Source organism: Sphingobium amiense (genome assembly GCF_003967075.1).
Taxonomy (GTDB): domain Bacteria; phylum Pseudomonadota; class Alphaproteobacteria; order Sphingomonadales; family Sphingomonadaceae; genus Sphingobium; species Sphingobium amiense.
In genome coordinates this window covers 1,223,967-1,241,867 of sequence record NZ_AP018664.1, presented here as the reverse complement: position 1 = coordinate 1,241,867, position 17,901 = coordinate 1,223,967, and the positions used below count along the sequence as shown (strand labels likewise).

The following is a 17,901-nucleotide window of genomic DNA, read 5'->3' as shown; positions in this document are numbered from 1 at the left end:
GAGATTTGAGCGGAGTCCGGTCAGAACAAGGTGGCGGGTTGGTCCGGTTTGGCGTCGACCGGCGGGGTGACCGCGTGCTGGAGCTTCGGAGGACTCACAGGCACCGTCGTCTTTGCTGTCGCGGCCTTCGTGGCGGCCTTGGCCTTCGCGGCCTCCGCTGCGGCGATCCTTGCGTCCTCGGCCGCCTGGCGCTGATCGGCGATCTGGTCGGCAAGGGTCTTGCGCGTAGCGATGAGCTGGCCGAGTGCGCCGTCCGATCCACGGCCAAGTTCCGCATCGATCTCCACGGCGGTTGCGGTGATCGAGATCGGGCGGGTCTCGCCGGATTCGAGACCGTGCTTCGCGCCTTCCGCCTTGCGGGGAATGACGGTCAGCGTGACGGTATCGTCGGGGCCGGCGACAAGATCGAAACCGAGCGAATAGTTGGCGAGAAGCGGCAGCAGGTTGGCAATCAACATGGGCGTTGGTCCTTGTCTGGAAGGGTGAGGGTGTCGGTCAGGCGGCGATTTGCGAGATGGGAGCGTCGGCCGGCTGGGCAGCACGATCCGGGGGCGGTCCATAGGCGCCATCGAGCGTCATGCAGCCCGGCAGACGTCCCGCCCAATCGAACCCGATGCGATTGAGCATGCTGGTGACAAGCTCGGTCTTTTTCGATGCGAGCAGCTTGGCGAACCGTTTCTCGCCGACATGCGCGATCAGGCCGCATTCCTGGGCGATGAACTTGAGCTCTTCCTTTGTGTAGCGCTCGAGAAAGGTCTGATCGACCTGCCACGTCTCGCGCAAGTCGACCTCGAACACTCTCGCAAGGTCCGCGACATGATCGAAGCTGAGCACATCCTTGGCGTAAGCGCCGCCGATGACGGCCAGCACATTGGCGGCCCGCGCATCGGCAAGCGCCCGGATTTCCGCGATCTTGCCCTTGAAGTCGAGGTCCGGGAACGAGGCGCCGACGAGGATGCCAGCGCGGGACGTCAGCGTGTCGGGCTTGATCTGCGAAAGCGTGCCCGACATCGCCGCCACAAGGATCGTGGTCCGGGCGTGGACAGCATTGCCCGCGAGCGCACGGGCAAGCGCGGTTCGCCATGTCGCCTCGCGAAGCTCGGCGGTTCGGGTCGCGATCGACCTGGCCGTGACGGTCGGCTTATGCGCCGTCGACGCGGCCGGCACGGTCTCGGCAGTGCGTGGCGGGGGAGGCTCGCGGTTTTCGACAGCACTGGATGATATGGCGCCGCGTTCCGGCTGCGGCTGGAGATCCATCGATGGCGCGGGTTCGACGGTGACATCGTCCTGCGCATCAGCGTCGGCATCATCGGCAGCAGGAGGCATCGCTCTCCTGGCCGCCTTCGCGGCGCGCTCCTCTTCCTCGAAACGGATCACCTCGGCGGCTTCGGTCTTGAGCTTGAAGCATCCCGGATTGGTGCAATGGCCATCATCGACATGGGTTTCGAAAAGGACTTGCTGCGCCGCCGAGTTGAACGGACAGGTGGCGCACTCGGTCTTGTCGAAACAGGCGCTCGCGAGGCTATGCGTGATGCGCATCAGTTCCTTGCGCGTATCGTTCACGTCAAGATTCAGGCGCAGGATCGTGTCGAGGGCCGTGTCCTGCTTGTCCTTGGGGATGACGGCGAGCAGTTCGGCGTGACCAACCTTGATCCGGCGCTCATCGAGGGCGGTCTTAGCGGCGTCGGTGAGTTCAGCGAGCGCCAGGCGGCGATCAAGCTTGGCGCGGGACCAGGCCAGTCGCCGTGCGGCCTCGGCGCGGTCGCCGTTGCATGCCGCGAGGTAGCGGACGGCGGCATCGGCCTGCTCGGTCTCCGACGGATCGTCACGGTCGTCATTCTCGGCGATCGCGGCATCGAGCGCTTCCTGGTCCGTCATCACGCGGATGATGACCGGCACTTCGCCGTCGAGCCCATAGACTTCCAGCCCTGCCCTGTACCGACGCTCGCCGGCGACGATGGCATAGACGTCGTCCTTCGGCCGGAGCAATATGGGCTGGAGTATGCCGCGCTGCCGGATGGAAGCCACCATCTCCTCGTGCTTCTTCCGGTCGAAATACCGGCGGGGATTGTCGCCCTTCACGATACTGGCGAGCGGCAGCGTGGAGGGATAGCTCGGTTGTAGCGAGGTCAAGGCTCGTCTCCTGTGTGGATTGTAGCAGGCTCGCGTTCAGGGTTGGCTGGACGCCCATGCCGCTGCGCGTGTCGGAATGTGCGGGACGCGGCCGATCATCAGCCTGCATTCCGCAACCATCTCCCTCCCCCTCCCCCTTCCCCTCGCCCGGTAGAGGTCGTTCCAGTCATTGAAGCCCGGCGGTGGAGGCAGCGGCTCGATCGACCGGCCGTCTCGCGCATGCGCCTGTTTCGCCCGTGCCGCGCCGCGCCGACCGGAAAGGTCGTTGTCGTGAAGGAGGAAGAGGCGTTCAACCCGCTCAGGCACAGTGACCAGGGGGAAGCGGTCAGCACCAAGCGCGGCCCAGACGGGGATGCCGAGCAGCAAATGAGCGGACCAGGCGGTCTCCCAGCCCTCGGCCAGCCCCAGCACATCGGTGGCGGCCCCGAAACGGACGGTGCCACCGTGCGGGCGACCCAGCATCAGTTTGGGCGGATCGAGATCAGTGGCCGGCAATCCGGTCCGGGGGTCGAGGAACAGCCGTTCGAGTGCTGTGACGCCGGTGTCGGCTTCAACGGCGGCGAGCAGCGCCGGACGGAAACGGACGTCGGCGCCCCGGCCGAGCGGCACATGATCATGGTAGCGCAGCGCCGGATGCGGCTCGTTGAAACCACGCGTCGCCATATAGACGCCCGCCGGCGTATCGGTAACGGCACGCGCTTCCTTCCAGAGCGAACGGATCCGGCCGGCCAACCGTCGCTCGCTGCCATCCGCGCGTGCGAATTCCGCTTCAGCGTCGGCCGTCGGGATAGGCCGCCTGTCGCTGCGCAGCGCGCGGATGACATCAATCGTGGAACAGCCGGCAAAGCACTTGAACAATATGCTATGCTCGCCGACCCGGACCGACAGGCTGGGGCGATGGTCGTCGTGCGCAGGGCAACGGCACATCGCGCCCGATGGCTTCCATGTTCCACCGAGTGATTTGACGATATTGGCGGCAGCGGCATGCAGGCGCGGATCGGCGCTCGTGCGCGACAGGGCCATGGGAGGAACTCCAGCATAGGGAAAACTCCCTCGCCCCACTCCTCCTTCTCTTCAGGCCGCGGCCGACGCCCGCTGTCAGTATGATCGCAGGTCGTATCAACGGGTAGCGCGTGCCCGTTTCACCGGCATAGCACTGAACGCTACGTCGGCCTATTGATCGACTACCGATATCGGCTCCGAGCTTCTAACGCCGAAACTGGCGGACACCGTCAATCGCGATGCAGAACGGGACTTCCTGCCGGGCCCCGTCTGGAGCGTCTCCGCATTTGCGGGCGCAGTCGTGACAGGTTTGCGCATATCCGGACAGCAAGGTCTGGAAGCAGGCATCCATCTTATCCCGCCCAGTCGCCGTCAGCCGAACATATATGCGGCGTTTGTCGAAGGGATCAGGGAAGCGCTCGACGATGCGTTGCGCCTCCATCTCGGCAAGGCATCGCCGACCGGTCATCTCCGACGCTTTCGACGCGAGGCAGAAGCTGGTGAGAGAAGTCTTCAATCCCTGGCTGTCGCGCCAGTAAAGATCGAGCAGCATTTCGCATCCTGGATCGGAGCATAAAGAGCCGAACATGGTGGCCGACTCCGCTCTTGCGCTGATGATCGACCTGCAAAGAGGTGCAAAAACAGCCGGACGGCCTGTGTCGTCCAGCATGGGTTCAATTCGGGCTTCCTGTCGCATGGGCATTCGCTCTCCATCCCATTCGGGTGCATCGGGCGAACCGTGCCGATGCCCCAACGTCTGGTTGCCCCCCGGCTATTCTGAACAAAATAGTCCAATGAGCATGATGCTCGAATTCATCCGTCCGGCAAGGTGCCTTTCGGAGGGGAATTTCGGTGCCGAATTGGTTAACATAAACGAATATTCCTACGTCCTCTGCCCCTTTAACGATGCAGGAGAACATCTCGCGCTACACCGCAAAACCATGGCAATACCCGTCCGGCAGCCGCGTCGCCTTCTCTATGGCGGGATGCCCAATCGTATGCGGCTGGTTTTCTTGGCAAAGCATCGCAACTGATGCCTTGCCCGCCTGCGTCGCCCATGCGACCATGTCGTTATGCCTTAAGCAATAGAGCCGGACTGATCCATGCACGACGAGGAGATGCAGCTTACACCGGAAATGCGTCAGACGATGGCTGAGCCCGATCCCACCGTTCTGGCCATAGAAAAGCTCATCCATGCCGCCAAAGGAGATGATAGAAAGATCGAAAAAATCGTGCGTGGATATTTGCGCAATGCGATTTTCGTTTTCCAAAGCCACATGGTGAAACGTGCGCTGCGTGATCTCGATCTCAAACAAGATGAGTTGAGCGATGAACTGCTGGCGCAGATCGCTGCCGATGCAGGCGGCTATATGGGCAAGTTTCGGGATTGGCTTCTCATCGAGCTGAACCGCGCCAACGGAAAGCCAAAGTCGACAAACTAGCGCGCGGTCCTGTGCCCGACGGACGAGAAGCGTGAGCCCGCCCAGCAGCATTTCCGTGGCACATTTAGGGAAACGAAGGGTAATCAGGGGCAATTGGCATACCGCAAATCAAGGGCTTGCTTCCCCTGCTTTACCCCGAAGGCCCAGTTCCACATCCGTAGGTAAAGCTAGTTTATAGCAGTTCTTTCTGCTTCTGCCTTTTGCTCCATTTGACTGTTCGATCGAGACCGGCTGCGAGCCTTCATCGGAACGACGTTGTCCTTCGGATTGAGTATCCGCGCCACCAATGACGCAAGCTGACGAAGGGCTTCCGTCTTTTCAGCGAGGTAGTCGTGCTGATCATAGACACCTTCTACGCCTGGAATGACATGCCCAAGCACTCGCTCAGAGACATGCGGCGAGACGCCTGCTCGTATCATCAGCGTCTTTCCGGTCCGGCGCAGATCGTGCAGGACCCAGTGTGGGATAGGGTGACCGGCGATTTCCTCCATCTTGGCATCCAGTTCCGCCTTGGCGTCAGTGAAGCCGTTGATCGGACCAGCCAAGCGTCCCTGGAAAACAAATGGTCGGGTCGGCGTCGTAGGCTGCTTCTTAACGATCTGCATCGCCATGGGAGATAGCCGAACATACTCGGCATTACCCTTCTCTCGATCTTCCGTCGGGATCGTCCACAGTCCATCGGACGTAACATAGTCCCGGTGCATCAACCGCAGTTTTTCGCGCCTCTGAAGAGTCAGCAACAATAGCTGGCAGAAAACACCGAATACCTCCTGCGTCCCGCAAGCCTGCCAGAATATGCGGATTTCCTCGTCACTCAGAATACGCTTGCGTTTGCGCTCGGAAGATTTAGTTCGCTTCATTCCCCGCACAATTGGAGACACGAAATCGTCTCCCCGCGCCGCGTACCAGTTGAACATGGAGCTGAGCTGTGCGAGCACGGCATCCGCTTGAGTAGCTCCATTGTTATCCTGAATTGTATCGAGTAACTCGGTTACATCGCGGCGCGTGATTGAAGCGATCGGACGATTTCGCCACCGCTCATTGCCGGTTAGGTCTTCCAAGATATAGTGATCGAAAATCCGCTTGATCTCCTTTGCAGAACGCAGCGGAGCCAGAGGTCTACCACGGCCGTCCTTCTGACCCTCTTTCATAACATGGCGCTTGAAAAACTCGACAAAAACCGTCGCAATCGTCTCCAATACCGCCTGCGGCTCTTCATCTACCGGCTGAGCAGGTCGACTAGGGTCAATGCCATCCGCAATCGCGGCCTTCCATTCTCGGGCCTTCTGCCGCGCTTCGTCCAAGGCAAGGGCGGGCACACCCTTCTTGACAATGTAGATGCGATCCTTGGCGTCCGCAGGACAAAAATCTCCTAGCACTCTGCGACTAGGAGCTCCGCACGTCCCATCTCCTTTCGGGTATCGCGCATAGAGCCAGAATGTCACCCGACGCTTGGGATTGATCGTAACTAATAGTCCTGTTTCGGCCTCGTCGTGCCACTCGTCCCGTCCCCCTTCTGGGGCGGCCTTCAGGCCGCGAATCCAAGGATCAGAAAATTTCTTCGTTGCCATGTCAGCCTCGATTTTGCGCTACAAATTGCGCTACAAATTGGAAGGGATGCCACACACCTCCATGTTCGGGAGGATGACGCAATTTTACCATTAATACAAGGAAACATAAGGGAATTTCCTGTAACATGGTGACGCGATGTACTATGAAATTTCGCGGTGAGACGTTGAATCCAATTTCTCTTAATCAGCGGGTCCTAGGTTCGAGCCCTAGTGCGTCCACCATTTTCCCATGAGAATTACGCTTCACCAAAGCCGTGCCGACTTGTAGCCAGCACAGCAGGCTCGCTGACATCGCAGTCCAGGAAAAAGCGCGCGTGGCCCGTGGGCCGCGCGCGCTTCAGGGTCTCTCAGGGAGCGAGAGCGATGTTACCGACCGGCGAACTGCCGTCCGCGCGTGGCGAGCGCCCAGCGCTGCAGCGTCGCGTCGGGGCTGGTCTGCCGTACGAAGCACTGACCGCTCTGCGCGCGGATGGCGCGGCAAAGGCCCAGTGCGTCGGCACGTCCGCCAAATCCGCTGACGGCGAGGCGGTGATAGGCCTTGCCATTGACGGTCGCCTGGCTGGTCACGACCGGAAAGGCCGCGATGGTGCCGTTGCGACGCGCCATGGCGAACCATTTTTCCTTGGCGACCGCTGCGCTGTCATAGGCGCCGAGCTGCACCACCCAGTTGCTTGCGGCACCGGTAGCGGGACGGAAAGCCGGAGCCTTGGCGACGCGGGCGCTCAGCCTTGGCGGCGCGGTGTCATTGAGGCGCGCCCTGATCGCGGCGCGCTCGGCAAAGCTGATCGGTGCAGGCGCAGCCTCGTCGACCGCATCCGCGACCGCGACGGCTTCCGGCTGCGGCGCCTCCACAGGCGCGGCGGCCTCCGGCGCGGGATCGGCCTGCGCAAGCGCCATGGGCGCGGCAACGGGCGCGGCCAGCGCCAGCGCGACCGGCTGGCCCGGATCGGCGGCGGGCGTCACGCCCATCAGCGCCGCGACGCGCAGCGGGGCGAGCGAAGGCTCGGCCATCTGCGCCCAGTCGGAAATGCGCTTGTTCGCCGCAAGCGGCTCCATGTCGAGGCCAGCCATCAGGCGCGCATCCTTCCACCGGCCCGCCAGTGCGTAGGCATAGGCAAGGTTCTGGCGGGTGCGGGCGGTGGCCGACGGATCATGGATCGCTTCGGACAGAACGCGAACGCCCTCCCCCGCGTCGCCCGCCATCGCCATGGCAAGGCCATAGTCACCGGCGGGCACCGTGTCGGCATGATCGGCGAGCAGGGCGCGTGCTTCGTCGGCACGGCCCTGCGCCACCTGCACCAGCGCAAGGCTGACGATGGTGGAAGCGTCCGAATTGCCGAGCGCCATCGCATCCGAAAGCGCGCTCTGCGCAGAGGCGAAGCGGCCAGCCGCAATATAGGCGCGGCCAAGCAGATGGCGGTAAGCGGCGTTTTGCGGCGAAAGCTGCACGGCGGCCTCGGCGGCTTCCACCGCCTTTGCGCCATCGCGACCGGCAATCGCCTTTTCGGCGGTGGCGGCCAGCCTGGCGGGGTCGCCCTTGACCTGAGCGGCGGAGGCCGAAGGGCGGAAAGCCGCGCCGGTGCAGCCCACCATCGTGGTCGCGATCATCAGCGACGACAGCGCCACCTTGTGAAACATCTTGCGGTTCATGGCTCTATCCACCCTTATGCATTGCCGCCGCGCACGCGCGGGAGCTGTTCGGCCAGCCGGTCGATCTCGGGCTGGTCGCTGAGGAAATCGTCGAGCGCCTGCGTCACGATCTGCTGGGCGGACCGCCCGCTGACCGCGCAGGCGAGGCGCAGTTTGAGATGGCGCTCCGCGTCGAGGCGCAGCGTGAAGGCCGCCTTGCGGCCTGCGGCGGGAGCCGCTTCGGGCGCAACCGGCCTCGTCGCCAGACGGCGGGCCAGCGTCTTGCGCTGCCTGACCACGGGCGGTTCGAGCGGGACGGGCGCCATCGGCGTCAGGCCGACCGGAGCGACCGGCTCTTCCAGCGGCTGCGGTTCCGGTTCGACATCGAATCCCATGTCGTTCCAGCCGAGATCGTCCTGCGCCAGCGCCGCCGGACGGCCGAAACCGAGCATCGGACGGCGCATCGCGGGCTGCGCCGCGCCCTTGCGCGCCAGCAGGCCGGAGGTCAGCGAGGCGAGAGGTTTGGGTTCGGCCATGGTCCTTGCTCCCCTCACTGGCCCATCACGCGGCGGCCGAAGCCCTGCCCCGGCTGGCGGCTGGGCACGGTCCCTACGCTGCCATGGGGCACGGTGAAGACGGTGCGGCGAAAATTGCGTTCGAGCCGGTCGGAGACATAGGCCCACAGCGCGGTGACTTCCCCGGCCGACCGGCCCTTGGGATCGACTTCCATGACGGTCCGGCCGTCGATCATCGAGGCGGCGAAATCGGTGCGGTGGTGCAGCGTCACCGGCGCGACCGTGCCATGCTGCGACAGGGCGACGGCGGCTTCGGAGGTGATGCGCGCCTTGGGCGTTGCGGCGTTGACCACGAAGATCAGCGGCTTGCCTGCACGTTCGCACAGGTCGACGGTCGCGCCGACCGCGCGCAGGTCATGCGGGCTGGGGCGCGTCGGCACGACAATCAGTTCGGCGACGGAGATGACGCTCTGGATCGCCATGGTGATGGCCGGCGGCGTGTCGATGACGGCGAGCTTGAAGCCCTGTTCGCGCAGCGTTTCGAGGTCGGTGGCGAGGCGCGCAACCGTGGTCTGGGCGAAGGCGGGATATTCCGCCTCCCGCTCGTTCCACCAGTCAGCGAGCGATCCCTGCGGATCAATGTCGATCAGGACGACCGGGCCAGCCCCGGCGCGTTGCGCCTGCACGGCGAGATGGCCCGACAGCGTGGTCTTGCCCGATCCGCCTTTCTGCGATGCCAATGCCAAAATCCGCACGCGCACGTCCCCCAAGGAAATTCAGTTGCCGGGAGGGATGCCATGGCCGGGCCTAAAAATTGGTTAACTGCGGATTCTTCGATCAGGCCCGTTAAAAAGGCGGGGTGGAGCGCGCGTCACTAACAGGACTTTAACCTTGTGCGATGATAAGCACTCCTGAATGACTGGTCTGGCGGAAGTGGCGCGCATGAAGCGGATGTGGGAAAGCCTGATGGTGACGGCGATGCTGGCGACGGCAGCGCCTGCTCTGGCGGATGTGAAGGCTGGCGTCGATGCGTGGCAGCAGGGCGACTATGCCAGGGCGATCGCCCAATGGCGGCCCCTTGCCGAAGCGGGCGATCCCGACGCACAGTTCAACCTCGGTCAGGCCTACAAGCTGGGCCGGGGGGTTCAGCCCGATTTCGACGCCGCGCTCGACTGGTATCGCAAGGCGCAGCGGCAGGGGCATTTGCGGGCGGAGGATAATCTGGGCCTGTTGCTCTTTCAGCAGGGCGACCGTGACGGCGCGATGCCCTTCCTTCAGAAATCCGCGAGCCGGGGCGAGCCGCGCGCGCAATATATCGTCGCGACCACGCTCTTTAACGGCGATGTCGTCGGCAAGGACTGGGTCCGCGCCTATGCGCTGATGACGCGCGCATCGGCGTCCGGGCTGCCGCAGGCGACGGCCAGCCTTGGCGAGATGGATAAATATATCCCCGAGGACCAGCGGCAGAAGGGGCTTGCGCTCGCCGCCGGGATGGAGCGCGGGGACAAGGATGCGCTGGCGTCCGCAGCCGCCCCGGCACGCGCCCAGCCCAAGCCCATCCGCAAGGCGGAATTGCCGCCATCGAAACCGGCGGAAACCGAGTCTTCGAAGCCCGCCGCGCCCAAGCCCGCACCGCAGGTCGCGGCGAGCAGGCCAGCGCTTGCCCCCTCTCCCTCTCCCTCTCCCTCTCCCGCTGCCGGCGGGTGGCGCGTGCAACTGGGCGCGTTCGGCGAAGAGGCACGCGCCCGCGCGCTCTGGGGCCAGCTTGCGAAGAATGTGGGCGGGCTGTCGGCCTACAGAAGCTATTATGAAAAGGCGGGCGGCGTGACGCGGCTTCAGGTCGGACCGGTCGCGAGCGCCGCCGACGCCGCGCGCCTGTGCGGGCGCATCAAGGCCGCAGGATCGGACTGCATCCCCAAGAAAATCTAGCCGTCGCTCGCCTGATCGACCATCCAGTCGCGAAAAGCGCGCAGCGGCCCGTCGAGGCCGTTTTGCGGATAGACCAGATAATAGGCCTGATCGGTCGACAGCGGCCGGGCGAAGGGCACGACCAGCGTTCCCGCCTCCAGTTCCGGCTGGATGAGGAAGCTCGGGATCAGCGCCACGCCCGCGCCCGCCGCGCACGCCTGCGCCAGCATCAGAAAATGCTCGAACGCCGGTCCCGGCTCCCATTTCGACGCGTCGACGCCCGCCGCCGCCAGCCAGCGCGGCCACGCGTCGCGGCGCGAACTCTGGCTCAGCAGCGGAACCGTCAGCAGATCGGCAGGGTCGCGCAGCGGATGGGCCGCGAGCCATGTCGGCGAGCAGACCGGCACCGCCTCTTCGCGAAACAGGAAGTCGGCGACCGCGCCCGGCCATTCTTCCGCGACACCGAAGTGGACAGCCGCATCGAAATCTTCATGGCCAAAATCGAACGGTTCTGACCGCGCGGCGAAATCCACCACCAGATCGGGGTGAAGCGCCGTCAGCAGCGGCAGGCGCGGCGCAAGCCATCGCATCCCGAAGCTCGGCAGCGTGGCGATACGCAAGGCCCGCCGCTGCCGTTTCGCCGACGCGCGAACAGTGGCGCGGCGGATCGCGTCCAGCGCGGGCAACAGCTCGTCGGCATAGGCACGCCCCGCTTCATTCAGGCGCACCCGGCGACCGATCCGGTCGAACAGCGGCGTCTGGAGCATCGCCTCCAGTTGCGCGATCTGGCGGCTGACCGCGCTCTGGGTCAGGCCGATCTCTTCCCCGGCGCGGGAAAAGCCGCCATGGCGCGCGGCGGCCTCGAACGCGGTGAGCGCGCTCATCGGGGGCAGCCATCTGGGATCGTTCTTCATTCCAAATCCGCATCTACAGATGATGATGTGCCATTTTGAATTATCCGCAAATGCTATCATATTGTCGAAGCGAAGTGGAGCCGATGATGCGGTTTGAGAATATGGGTCATGTCGAGGCGATTGCCCGCGCCGCGCTGGGCGACGGCAGGGGGCGCGAGACCCTCGCGATGCTCGACATTCTTGAATCGCTGCTCGCCGAACGGGGCGGAATCGTGTCGCGCGCCGCCTTTGCAATGGCGATGAATGTCGGCCTGTTCCACGACCTGATCGGCCGGGTGCCGAGCGGCAGAGCCTATGTCGGGGACGCGCTGGCGCAGGGGCGACGCATCGTCTTCGATCATGGCGCGCTGCGCACGATCCGCTTCCCGGATGGTCCCACCGGCGCGCTTCCCGGCGGGGAAGACGCCTTCACCCGCATCTTCCTGCCGCTGGGTTATGAGATGGCGGCGGTCTATCCGCTCGACCGGCTGCGCATGACCGGACGCGCCTATCGGCATGTGGATATGCCCGATAGCATCCCGCAATTCTTCCTGTCGGAACTCCATGTCGACCGCTTCGACGAGTCCTTTGCGCAAGCGGCTGCGCGCGTCTTCGGCGGTTCGCGCGATCCGCTCGACGATAGGGCAAAGGACGTCCTGCGCCGCTACGAAGCGCATGAAGCTGTCCACCTCGCTGACGCCATAGCTGTGATGCCGACGATCCTCTCCGCCTTCGACCGGCATCATGCGCCGCCCTCTTTCGAGGATTATCAGTTGCTGCTGGGCCAATCGAACGAAGCGGCATGGATCGCGACCGAGGGCAACGCCTTCAACCACGCGACCGACCGGGTCGCCGATGTGGCGGCGCTTGCCGAGCGGCTGAAGGCAGAGGATCGCCCGATGAAAGAAAGGCTCGAAATCTCCTCCAGTGGCCGCGTCCGCCAGACGGCCTTTCGCGCCGACCGGGTGGAGCGCCCCTTCGCCGACGGGACGACGCGCGCCGTTTCCGGCTCCTTCTTCGAATTTATCAGCCGGGACATTGATCCGGAAACGGGCACGATCGACCTTGCCTTCGACACCGGCAACGCGACCGGCATTTTCGCCATGACCGGCGCGGCACGGTGAGCGCCATGCTGCAATCCTTCGATCCCGCCTCGCGCGAACTGGTCTGGGAAGGCCCGGTATCGAGCGCAGCGGACTGCCAGCGCGCGGTCGCCGCAGCCCGCGCCGCGCTCGCGCCGTGGCGCGCCCTGCCGGTCGAAGATCGGATCGCGGTCGTGCGCCGCTACGCACAGGTGCTGGGCGAACGCCGCGCCGCGCTGGCGGAACTCATCTCGCGCGAAACCGGCAAGCTGCTGTGGGAAAGCGACGCCGAAGTCGGCTCCATGATCGCCAAGGTCGAAGTGTCGATTGATGCCCATGCCGAACGCACGGGCGAGCGCGCCGCCGACATGCCGTTCGGCCGCGCCGTGCTGCGCCATCGCGGCCATGGCGTGATGGCGGTGCTTGGCCCCTACAACTTCCCCGGCCACCTGCCCAACGGCCATATCGTCCCGGCGCTGATCGCGGGCAATGCGGTCGTCTTCAAGCCGTCTGAGATCACCCCAGCGACCGGCACGGCCATGGCGCAAGCGTGGACCGCAGCCGGTCTGCCGGAAGGTCTGCTGACGGTCGTGCAGGGCGGGCGCGCGACCGGGGAGGCGCTGGTCGCCGCCGACATCGACGGGCTGCTCTTCACCGGATCGGCGGGCGCCGGCGCGGCGCTGCGCCGCGCGCTGGTCGACCGGCCCCATGTCATCATGGCGCTGGAACTGGGCGGCAATAATCCGCTGATCGCGTGGGATTCGCCCGAAAGCGCCGCATCCATCATCGTCAATTCCGCCTTCATCACCACCGGCCAGCGCTGCTCCTGCGCGCGCCGTCTGATCGTGCCGGAAGGCGCAGCCGGTGACGCCATTGTAGAGGCGACGGCCACGCTCGCCGCGCGGCTGCCAGTCGCGGCATGGAACGAGGCGGGCGAAGCGTTCATGGGTCCGCTCGTGTCCGATCAGGCCGCCGCCGCCGCACACCGCGCCGTCAGCGACCTGATCGCGCGCGGAGCCAGGCCGATCCTGCCCTTTCATGGCATGGATGGCCGCAGCAGCGCCTTCGTGACGCCGGCCCTGCTCGACCTGACGGGCGTCGAGGCTCCGGATGCGGAGATTTTCGCGCCCGTTCTGTCCGTGATCCGCGTGCCCGATTTCGACGCCGCCATAGCGCAGGCGAACTCCACCGCCTTCGGCCTGTCCGCCGGTCTGGTGTCGCAGGATGCTTCGCTGTGGGACCGCTTCGTCGAGGAAAGCCGCGCGGGCGTGGTCAACCGCAATCGTCCGACGACCGGCGCGGCGGGCAACATGCCATTCGGCGGCCTCGGCGCGTCCGGCAACCACCGCCCCAGCGCCTATTACGCCGCCGATTACTGCGCCTATCCCATCGCCAGCTTCGAAGCGGACGGGGTGGAACAGGTGGCCGTGGCGGGCCTTTCGCGCTGAACCTTACAGTCCCAGCTTCGTCCAGAAATCGTCCGCTGTGATGGCGGCGGCAGCCCGCGCGGGCGGCTCCCTGCGGGTCCAGCTATGGTGCGGAAGGAAGATGCGGGCGGCGGTGCGGCCGGTGGCCGATTCGCGATTCGGGCGGGTCTTTGCGGTCATTCGTCTTCTCCTTGTCAGGGAACACGAAACCCGCGTCGTCGCGTCGGCGCCGTGCGCTTTAGCCGTTGGTGACGCGGAGCAAGCTGACATCCATCAAAAGCCGCGAGGCGATAACGCCTGGACCCTGTCTAACATGGTCCTGAAAAAGATCGAAAAACTTTTGGTTGGCCGACACGCAGCACAGGTTTGCGGCGGCGACTTTCGTCAGGTGACGATGCTGTAGAGGAACCAGCCGACGATCAGCAGGCTCGATACAATGCAGACACGATCACCGAAAACGTCGATCCGTGACATCAGACATCATCCTTCCATCCCCGGCAATCTGCGTCGCCGTGGAAGGAGACTAGTCCAAAGCCAGCCTGCTGCAAATACTAAAATCGCGGTTCGGTTTCAGTAGGCGGCGATCACTGCGAGGCGTTGTGGCGTTTCAGCCAGGCCTGCGTCGATTCCGCCGGTCCGCGATAGGCTTCCTGCGCCTCCGCGCTCCAGTATTTCAGATCCTCAAGGTCGATGCGCGCGCCCGAGACCGCGCACAGAACGAACTGGCCGGGCCGCACGATGTCGAAATCGGCGGCGTTATAATGAAGCACCGCCAGCCCCTGAATATCCGCCACGCTCAGTCGCCGGTCAGGATACGGTCGACCAGTTGTTTCACGGTCGGCACGAACCCGTTGGAATAGAAAGGGTCCTGCTTGAACTTGTAGGCACCATGACCCGCGAACAGCAGATTCTTGTCCAGATCGCCGCCATGGACCGCTTCCTGGAGCGATTTCTGGATGCAGAAGCTGCGCGGATCGGCGAGGCGGCCGGTGGAGTTGGTCTCACTATCCATCCAGCTTGAAAAGGCGCACTGCGACAGACAGCCCATGCAGTCGGTCTGGTCCTTGCGGATTTCGGCCTTCTCTTCCTCCGTCACGAAGACGAGCGTGTTGTCAGGCGTCTTGAGCGCGGAAGTGAAGCCCTGACCCACCCATTCGCGCGCACGGGTCAGATCGCCGACCGTCACCCAGAAATTCTTGCCCTTCACGCCCACGTCGAGCTGATGGGTGTGGTCGCCCGCCTGTTCGGTGCTGAACGGAATCTGCCGCTCCGACCGCGCTTCGAGCAGGCGCAGGAAGGGATTGCGGACCGCCGAGCTGTAGAAGCCGGTCGGCGAAAAGCGGTGGAGCAGCACATCGCCCGGCTCCAGCTCCATCAGCCGCTCCTTCCAGAGCTGCGGGATGGGGCTTTCCTGTGTCAGCAGCGGCCGGGTGCCGAACTGGAACATGATCGCGCCGAGTTCAGGATTGTCGATCCAGTCGTTCCAGTCCTTGAGGTGCCACACGCCGCCCGCCATCACGATGGGCACATCGTCGGAAATGCCGCCTTCGCGCATCGTGGCGCGCAGGTCGCGGACGCGCGGATAAGGGTCCTGCGGCGCGCGCGGGTCTTCCGCGTTGGACAGGCCATTATGCCCGCCCGCCAGCCAGGGGTCTTCGTAAACCACCGCCGCCAGCCATTCCGACGCCTTGGAATAGGCGCGCTTCCAGAGCGCACGGAAGGCGCGGCCCGACGATACGATGGGCAGATAGTTGACGCCGTAGGATGCGGCAATTTCGGACAGCTTGTAGGGCATACCCGCGCCGCAGGTGACGCCCGCCACCATGCCGCGCGTCTTTTCGAGGACGCCGTGCAGCACGCGCTGCGCTCCGCCCATTTCCCAGAGCACGTTGATGTTGATCGCACCCTTGCCGCCCGCGATCTCGAACGCGCGCTTCACCTGCTCGACCGCCCCGTCGATGGCGTAAGCGACCAGTTCCTCGTGCCGGTCGCGCCGGGTGCGGCCATGGTAGATTTGCGGGATGGGATTGCCGAAACTGTCGTAGCTGTCGGCGTTCACCGCCGACACCGTGCCGATGCCGCCCGCGGCCGCCCACGCGCCAGAGCTTGCATGGTTCGATACCGCCACGCCCTTGCCGCCCTCGACCAGCGGCCAGACTTCACGGCCACCATAGACGACAGGCTTCAACCCCTTGAACAACGACATCTCCAATATCCGTCCCGGTCCCCCGACCGGGTAAAAGCGACCCTATAGCAGCATAAGCCGCCGGTGACGAATTTCGCGCGCCCTAGCGCAAAATATGCGGACTTGCCAGAGCTTCGCCATAGAGGCGCGCATAAGCCTCCACCATCGCGGATTCGGCAAAGTCCCGGCTTGCCCGCACCCGGTTCGCGTCCCCCAGCCGCCTGCGCAGATCGGCGTCCGCCGCCAGCGTGCCAAGTGCCTCCGCCAGCCCCGCCTCGTCGCGCACGACCAAGGGCCGATTCTCCGGGGCGACCATGGCGGCGACATCGCCCACATCCATGGACGCGACCGGAACGCCTGCCGCCATCGCCTCCACCAGCGAGATCGGAAACTGCTCGCTGTCCGACGACAGCGCGAAAATGTCGAACAGGCCAAGGAACCGCCATGGCCGGTCCATGAAGCCCGCCATATGAATATCCTCCAGCCCCTGCGCGGCGGCTTCGGCAAGGATCGCGTCCCGCTCCGGCCCCTCGCCTACCACCACCAGTTGCAGCAGGTCGCGGTGCGGGGCCACCGCGCGGACGAGGCGCGGGATATTCTTGACCGCCCGCAGCCCCGCCAGCGTGCCGACCAGCAGCTTGCCCGGCGAGCGGACGAGACCGGGGATCGCATCCGGCTCTGGCGGGGGGGCGTAGCGCTCCACGTCAATGCCGTTGCGGATGAGGTGCAGCCTGCCCTGCGGCTGTTTCCAGACAGTCCGCCCAATCTCCTCCAGCCGGGCGGAGGGCACGACGAGCGCGTGCGCGCCCTGCAAAGCGATCCGGCGGAACAGGTTGCGCTTCACCTTCAGGCCATCGGCCTCATCGGCGTTGAAACCGTCCTCATGATGGATGAGCGGCGGCAGTCCAGCCCCGCGCCCCGCAAGCCGATGCGCCATCACCGCGTCCATCGCCCCCCAGTTGTAAGTGAGGATGAGGTCGAACTTTCCGAGGAAAGCGCGAATCTGGCGATAGCGGCCGGGGCCGGGCTTGCCCGCAAAGGACGGGCCGTCAGGGAAATCCACCTCGACGGCGGGATCAATGGCGGCGCGCGCGCCCATCGCTTGGCGGTCGGCGCTCACGATGCTGTGCCGCGCCCGGTGGCCCCAGATGTTCATAAGGCGGACGGCGCGCGCTTCCTTACCGCCCAGAGTGAAGCTGCCATGGACGTGCAGGATGTGCGGCCGTCCCGCCCCCGCCCCGTCAGCCATGCAGCACGCGGGCCAGCAGCCGGTCGATGGCGGCAACGCTTTCCGGTTCGTCGAGCATCGGGGCATGTCCCACATCGGCGACGGTCGCCAGTTCGGCGCTCTCGCCGATCTCGCTCGCCATGCGCAGCGCCGTCGCCTCGCTCAGCAGGTCGGAGCGCGCGCCCCGCAACAGCAGCGTCGGCATGCCGGAAAAGGCGCGCATCACCGGCCACATGTCGACGCCCGCCTCGCTCCCCATGGCGCGGATCGGTTCGGCGATCTTCATGTCGTAATCCAGCACGATGCGCCCGCCGCTGTTGAGCCGGTAAAGCCGCTTGGCCATCGCCAGCCAGTCCTCCAGCGCGTAGCGCGGATAGACGCCGGCATTGGCTTCGGCCAGCGCACGCGCGGCGTGAACCCATGTCGGATGCGACTGGCCCACGCCCACATAGCCGCGGATGCGCGCAAGCCCTTCCTCTTCCAGCACCGGCCCCACATCGTTGAGCAGCGCGCCCGCCAGCCATCCGCGGTGCGTCGCTGCGATCAGCATGGTGATGATCCCGCCCAGCGATGTGCCGATGGCGACGCAACGCGGGATCGCCAGATCGGCGAGCAGGCGGCTGATGTCCTGAAGATAGGTCAGCGGGACATAGGTCATCGCGTCCTTGGCATAGGCGCTTTCGGCCCGGCCCCGCATATCCGGGCAGACGAGCCGCCACTCGCCCGCCAGACGCGCGGCCAGCGGCTCGAAATCGCGGGCGTTGCGCGTCAGGCCCGGCAGGCACAGCAGAGGCGGACGCCCGTCCGCGCCGCCCACATAGTCCCGGTAATGGAGCCGCAGCCCATCGGGGGACCACCAATATCCGTCCGTGTAGCCGGTCAAGCT

The 17,901-nt window shown here is 65.1% G+C and carries 19 protein-coding genes; 5 read left to right on the top strand and 14 right to left on the bottom strand.

Annotated features, from left to right (window positions below):
* Positions 1 to 20: 20 nt before the first annotated feature.
* The 4 genes from SAMIE_RS05915 to SAMIE_RS05900 form a co-directional block, all read right to left on the bottom strand.
* Complete coding sequence (locus SAMIE_RS05915) at positions 21 to 458, bottom strand: PRTRC system protein E (RefSeq protein WP_013846913.1); 438 nt, start codon at positions 456 to 458, stop codon at positions 21 to 23.
* 37 nt (positions 459 to 495) lie between these two features.
* A complete protein-coding gene (locus SAMIE_RS05910; protein ID WP_013846914.1) occupies positions 496 to 2,133 on the bottom strand; it encodes a PRTRC system ParB family protein in 1,638 nt (545 codons plus the stop codon).
* A 36-nt stretch (positions 2,134 to 2,169) separates the two neighbouring features.
* Positions 2,170 to 3,156 carry a DUF7146 domain-containing protein gene (locus SAMIE_RS05905; RefSeq protein ID WP_066699139.1) on the bottom strand — a complete coding sequence of 329 codons (987 nt, stop codon included), beginning with the start codon at positions 3,154 to 3,156 and terminating at the stop codon, positions 2,170 to 2,172.
* Between the two features lie 184 nt (positions 3,157 to 3,340).
* A complete protein-coding gene (locus SAMIE_RS05900) occupies positions 3,341 to 3,688 on the bottom strand; it encodes a helix-turn-helix domain-containing protein (RefSeq protein ID WP_030540648.1) in 348 nt (115 codons plus the stop codon).
* A 34-nt stretch (positions 3,689 to 3,722) separates the two neighbouring features.
* Here SAMIE_RS05900 and SAMIE_RS05895 point away from each other — a divergent pair, with 34 nt between their 5' ends.
* Positions 3,723 to 4,169: a hypothetical protein gene (locus SAMIE_RS05895; RefSeq protein ID WP_126516758.1), complete on the top strand. Its 447-nt coding sequence runs from the start codon at positions 3,723 to 3,725 to the stop codon at positions 4,167 to 4,169.
* 69 nt (positions 4,170 to 4,238) lie between these two features.
* The gene (locus tag SAMIE_RS05890) at positions 4,239 to 4,577 is read left to right on the top strand and encodes a hypothetical protein (RefSeq protein WP_013846917.1); all 339 of its coding nucleotides are present in this window, start codon (positions 4,239 to 4,241) and stop codon (positions 4,575 to 4,577) included.
* Between the two features lie 167 nt (positions 4,578 to 4,744).
* Here SAMIE_RS05890 and SAMIE_RS05885 read toward each other — a convergent pair whose 3' ends face one another.
* The 4 genes from SAMIE_RS05885 to SAMIE_RS05870 form a co-directional block, all read right to left on the bottom strand.
* Positions 4,745 to 6,148 (bottom strand): tyrosine-type recombinase/integrase, encoded by a 1,404-nt coding sequence (locus tag SAMIE_RS05885; protein ID WP_013846918.1) that lies wholly within the window; start codon positions 6,146 to 6,148, stop codon positions 4,745 to 4,747.
* Positions 6,149 to 6,514: 366 nt separating this feature from the next.
* Complete coding sequence (locus tag SAMIE_RS05880) at positions 6,515 to 7,798, bottom strand: SPOR domain-containing protein (protein WP_066699129.1); 1,284 nt, start codon at positions 7,796 to 7,798, stop codon at positions 6,515 to 6,517.
* Positions 7,799 to 7,812: 14 nt separating this feature from the next.
* On the bottom strand, positions 7,813 to 8,313 hold the full coding sequence (locus tag SAMIE_RS05875) for a hypothetical protein (protein WP_066699127.1): 501 nt from the start codon (positions 8,311 to 8,313) through the stop codon (positions 7,813 to 7,815).
* A 14-nt stretch (positions 8,314 to 8,327) separates the two neighbouring features.
* Positions 8,328 to 9,047 carry a ParA family protein gene (locus tag SAMIE_RS05870; RefSeq protein ID WP_066699159.1) on the bottom strand — a complete coding sequence of 240 codons (720 nt, stop codon included), beginning with the start codon at positions 9,045 to 9,047 and terminating at the stop codon, positions 8,328 to 8,330.
* A gap of 187 nt (positions 9,048 to 9,234) precedes the next feature.
* Here SAMIE_RS05870 and SAMIE_RS05865 point away from each other — a divergent pair, with 187 nt between their 5' ends.
* Positions 9,235 to 10,221, top strand: coding sequence for an SPOR domain-containing protein (locus SAMIE_RS05865; RefSeq protein ID WP_066699157.1), 987 nt, complete (start codon positions 9,235 to 9,237; stop codon positions 10,219 to 10,221).
* Here SAMIE_RS05865 and gcvA read toward each other — a convergent pair.
* Positions 10,218 to 11,114 carry a transcriptional regulator GcvA gene (gene gcvA, locus SAMIE_RS05860; RefSeq protein WP_066699125.1) on the bottom strand — a complete coding sequence of 299 codons (897 nt, stop codon included), beginning with the start codon at positions 11,112 to 11,114 and terminating at the stop codon, positions 10,218 to 10,220. The two genes, SAMIE_RS05865 and gcvA, sit on opposite strands and share 4 nt — an antisense overlap.
* Positions 11,115 to 11,200: 86 nt before the next feature.
* On the opposite strand from gcvA, the gene SAMIE_RS05855 reads away from it, so the two are divergent.
* Entirely contained in the window at positions 11,201 to 12,217 is a 1,017-nt protein-coding gene (locus SAMIE_RS05855; RefSeq protein WP_066699155.1) for a 2-oxoadipate dioxygenase/decarboxylase family protein, read from the top strand.
* Positions 12,218 to 12,222: 5 nt separating this feature from the next.
* Positions 12,223 to 13,623: a succinylglutamate-semialdehyde dehydrogenase gene (gene astD, locus SAMIE_RS05850; RefSeq protein ID WP_066699119.1), complete on the top strand. Its 1,401-nt coding sequence runs from the start codon at positions 12,223 to 12,225 to the stop codon at positions 13,621 to 13,623.
* A gap of 3 nt (positions 13,624 to 13,626) precedes the next feature.
* Here astD and SAMIE_RS23295 read toward each other — a convergent pair whose 3' ends face one another.
* The 5 genes from SAMIE_RS23295 to SAMIE_RS05830 all read right to left on the bottom strand — a co-directional run bounded on the left by SAMIE_RS23295 (position 13,627) and on the right by SAMIE_RS05830 (position 17,898).
* Positions 13,627 to 13,782, bottom strand: coding sequence for a hypothetical protein (locus tag SAMIE_RS23295; protein ID WP_162849037.1), 156 nt, complete (start codon positions 13,780 to 13,782; stop codon positions 13,627 to 13,629).
* Positions 13,783 to 14,186: 404 nt separating this feature from the next.
* Positions 14,187 to 14,396 carry a DUF2093 domain-containing protein gene (locus tag SAMIE_RS05845; RefSeq protein WP_066699112.1) on the bottom strand — a complete coding sequence of 70 codons (210 nt, stop codon included), beginning with the start codon at positions 14,394 to 14,396 and terminating at the stop codon, positions 14,187 to 14,189.
* Between the two features lie 2 nt (positions 14,397 to 14,398).
* Complete coding sequence (locus SAMIE_RS05840; RefSeq protein WP_066699150.1) at positions 14,399 to 15,802, bottom strand: NAD(P)H-dependent flavin oxidoreductase; 1,404 nt, start codon at positions 15,800 to 15,802, stop codon at positions 14,399 to 14,401.
* An 88-nt stretch (positions 15,803 to 15,890) separates the two neighbouring features.
* On the bottom strand, positions 15,891 to 17,036 hold the full coding sequence (locus tag SAMIE_RS05835) for a glycosyltransferase (protein WP_066699109.1): 1,146 nt from the start codon (positions 17,034 to 17,036) through the stop codon (positions 15,891 to 15,893).
* On the bottom strand, positions 17,029 to 17,898 hold the full coding sequence (locus tag SAMIE_RS05830; RefSeq protein ID WP_066699107.1) for an alpha/beta fold hydrolase: 870 nt from the start codon (positions 17,896 to 17,898) through the stop codon (positions 17,029 to 17,031). The genes SAMIE_RS05835 and SAMIE_RS05830 overlap by 8 nt, the downstream gene beginning before the upstream one ends.
* Positions 17,899 to 17,901 lie beyond the last annotated feature (3 nt).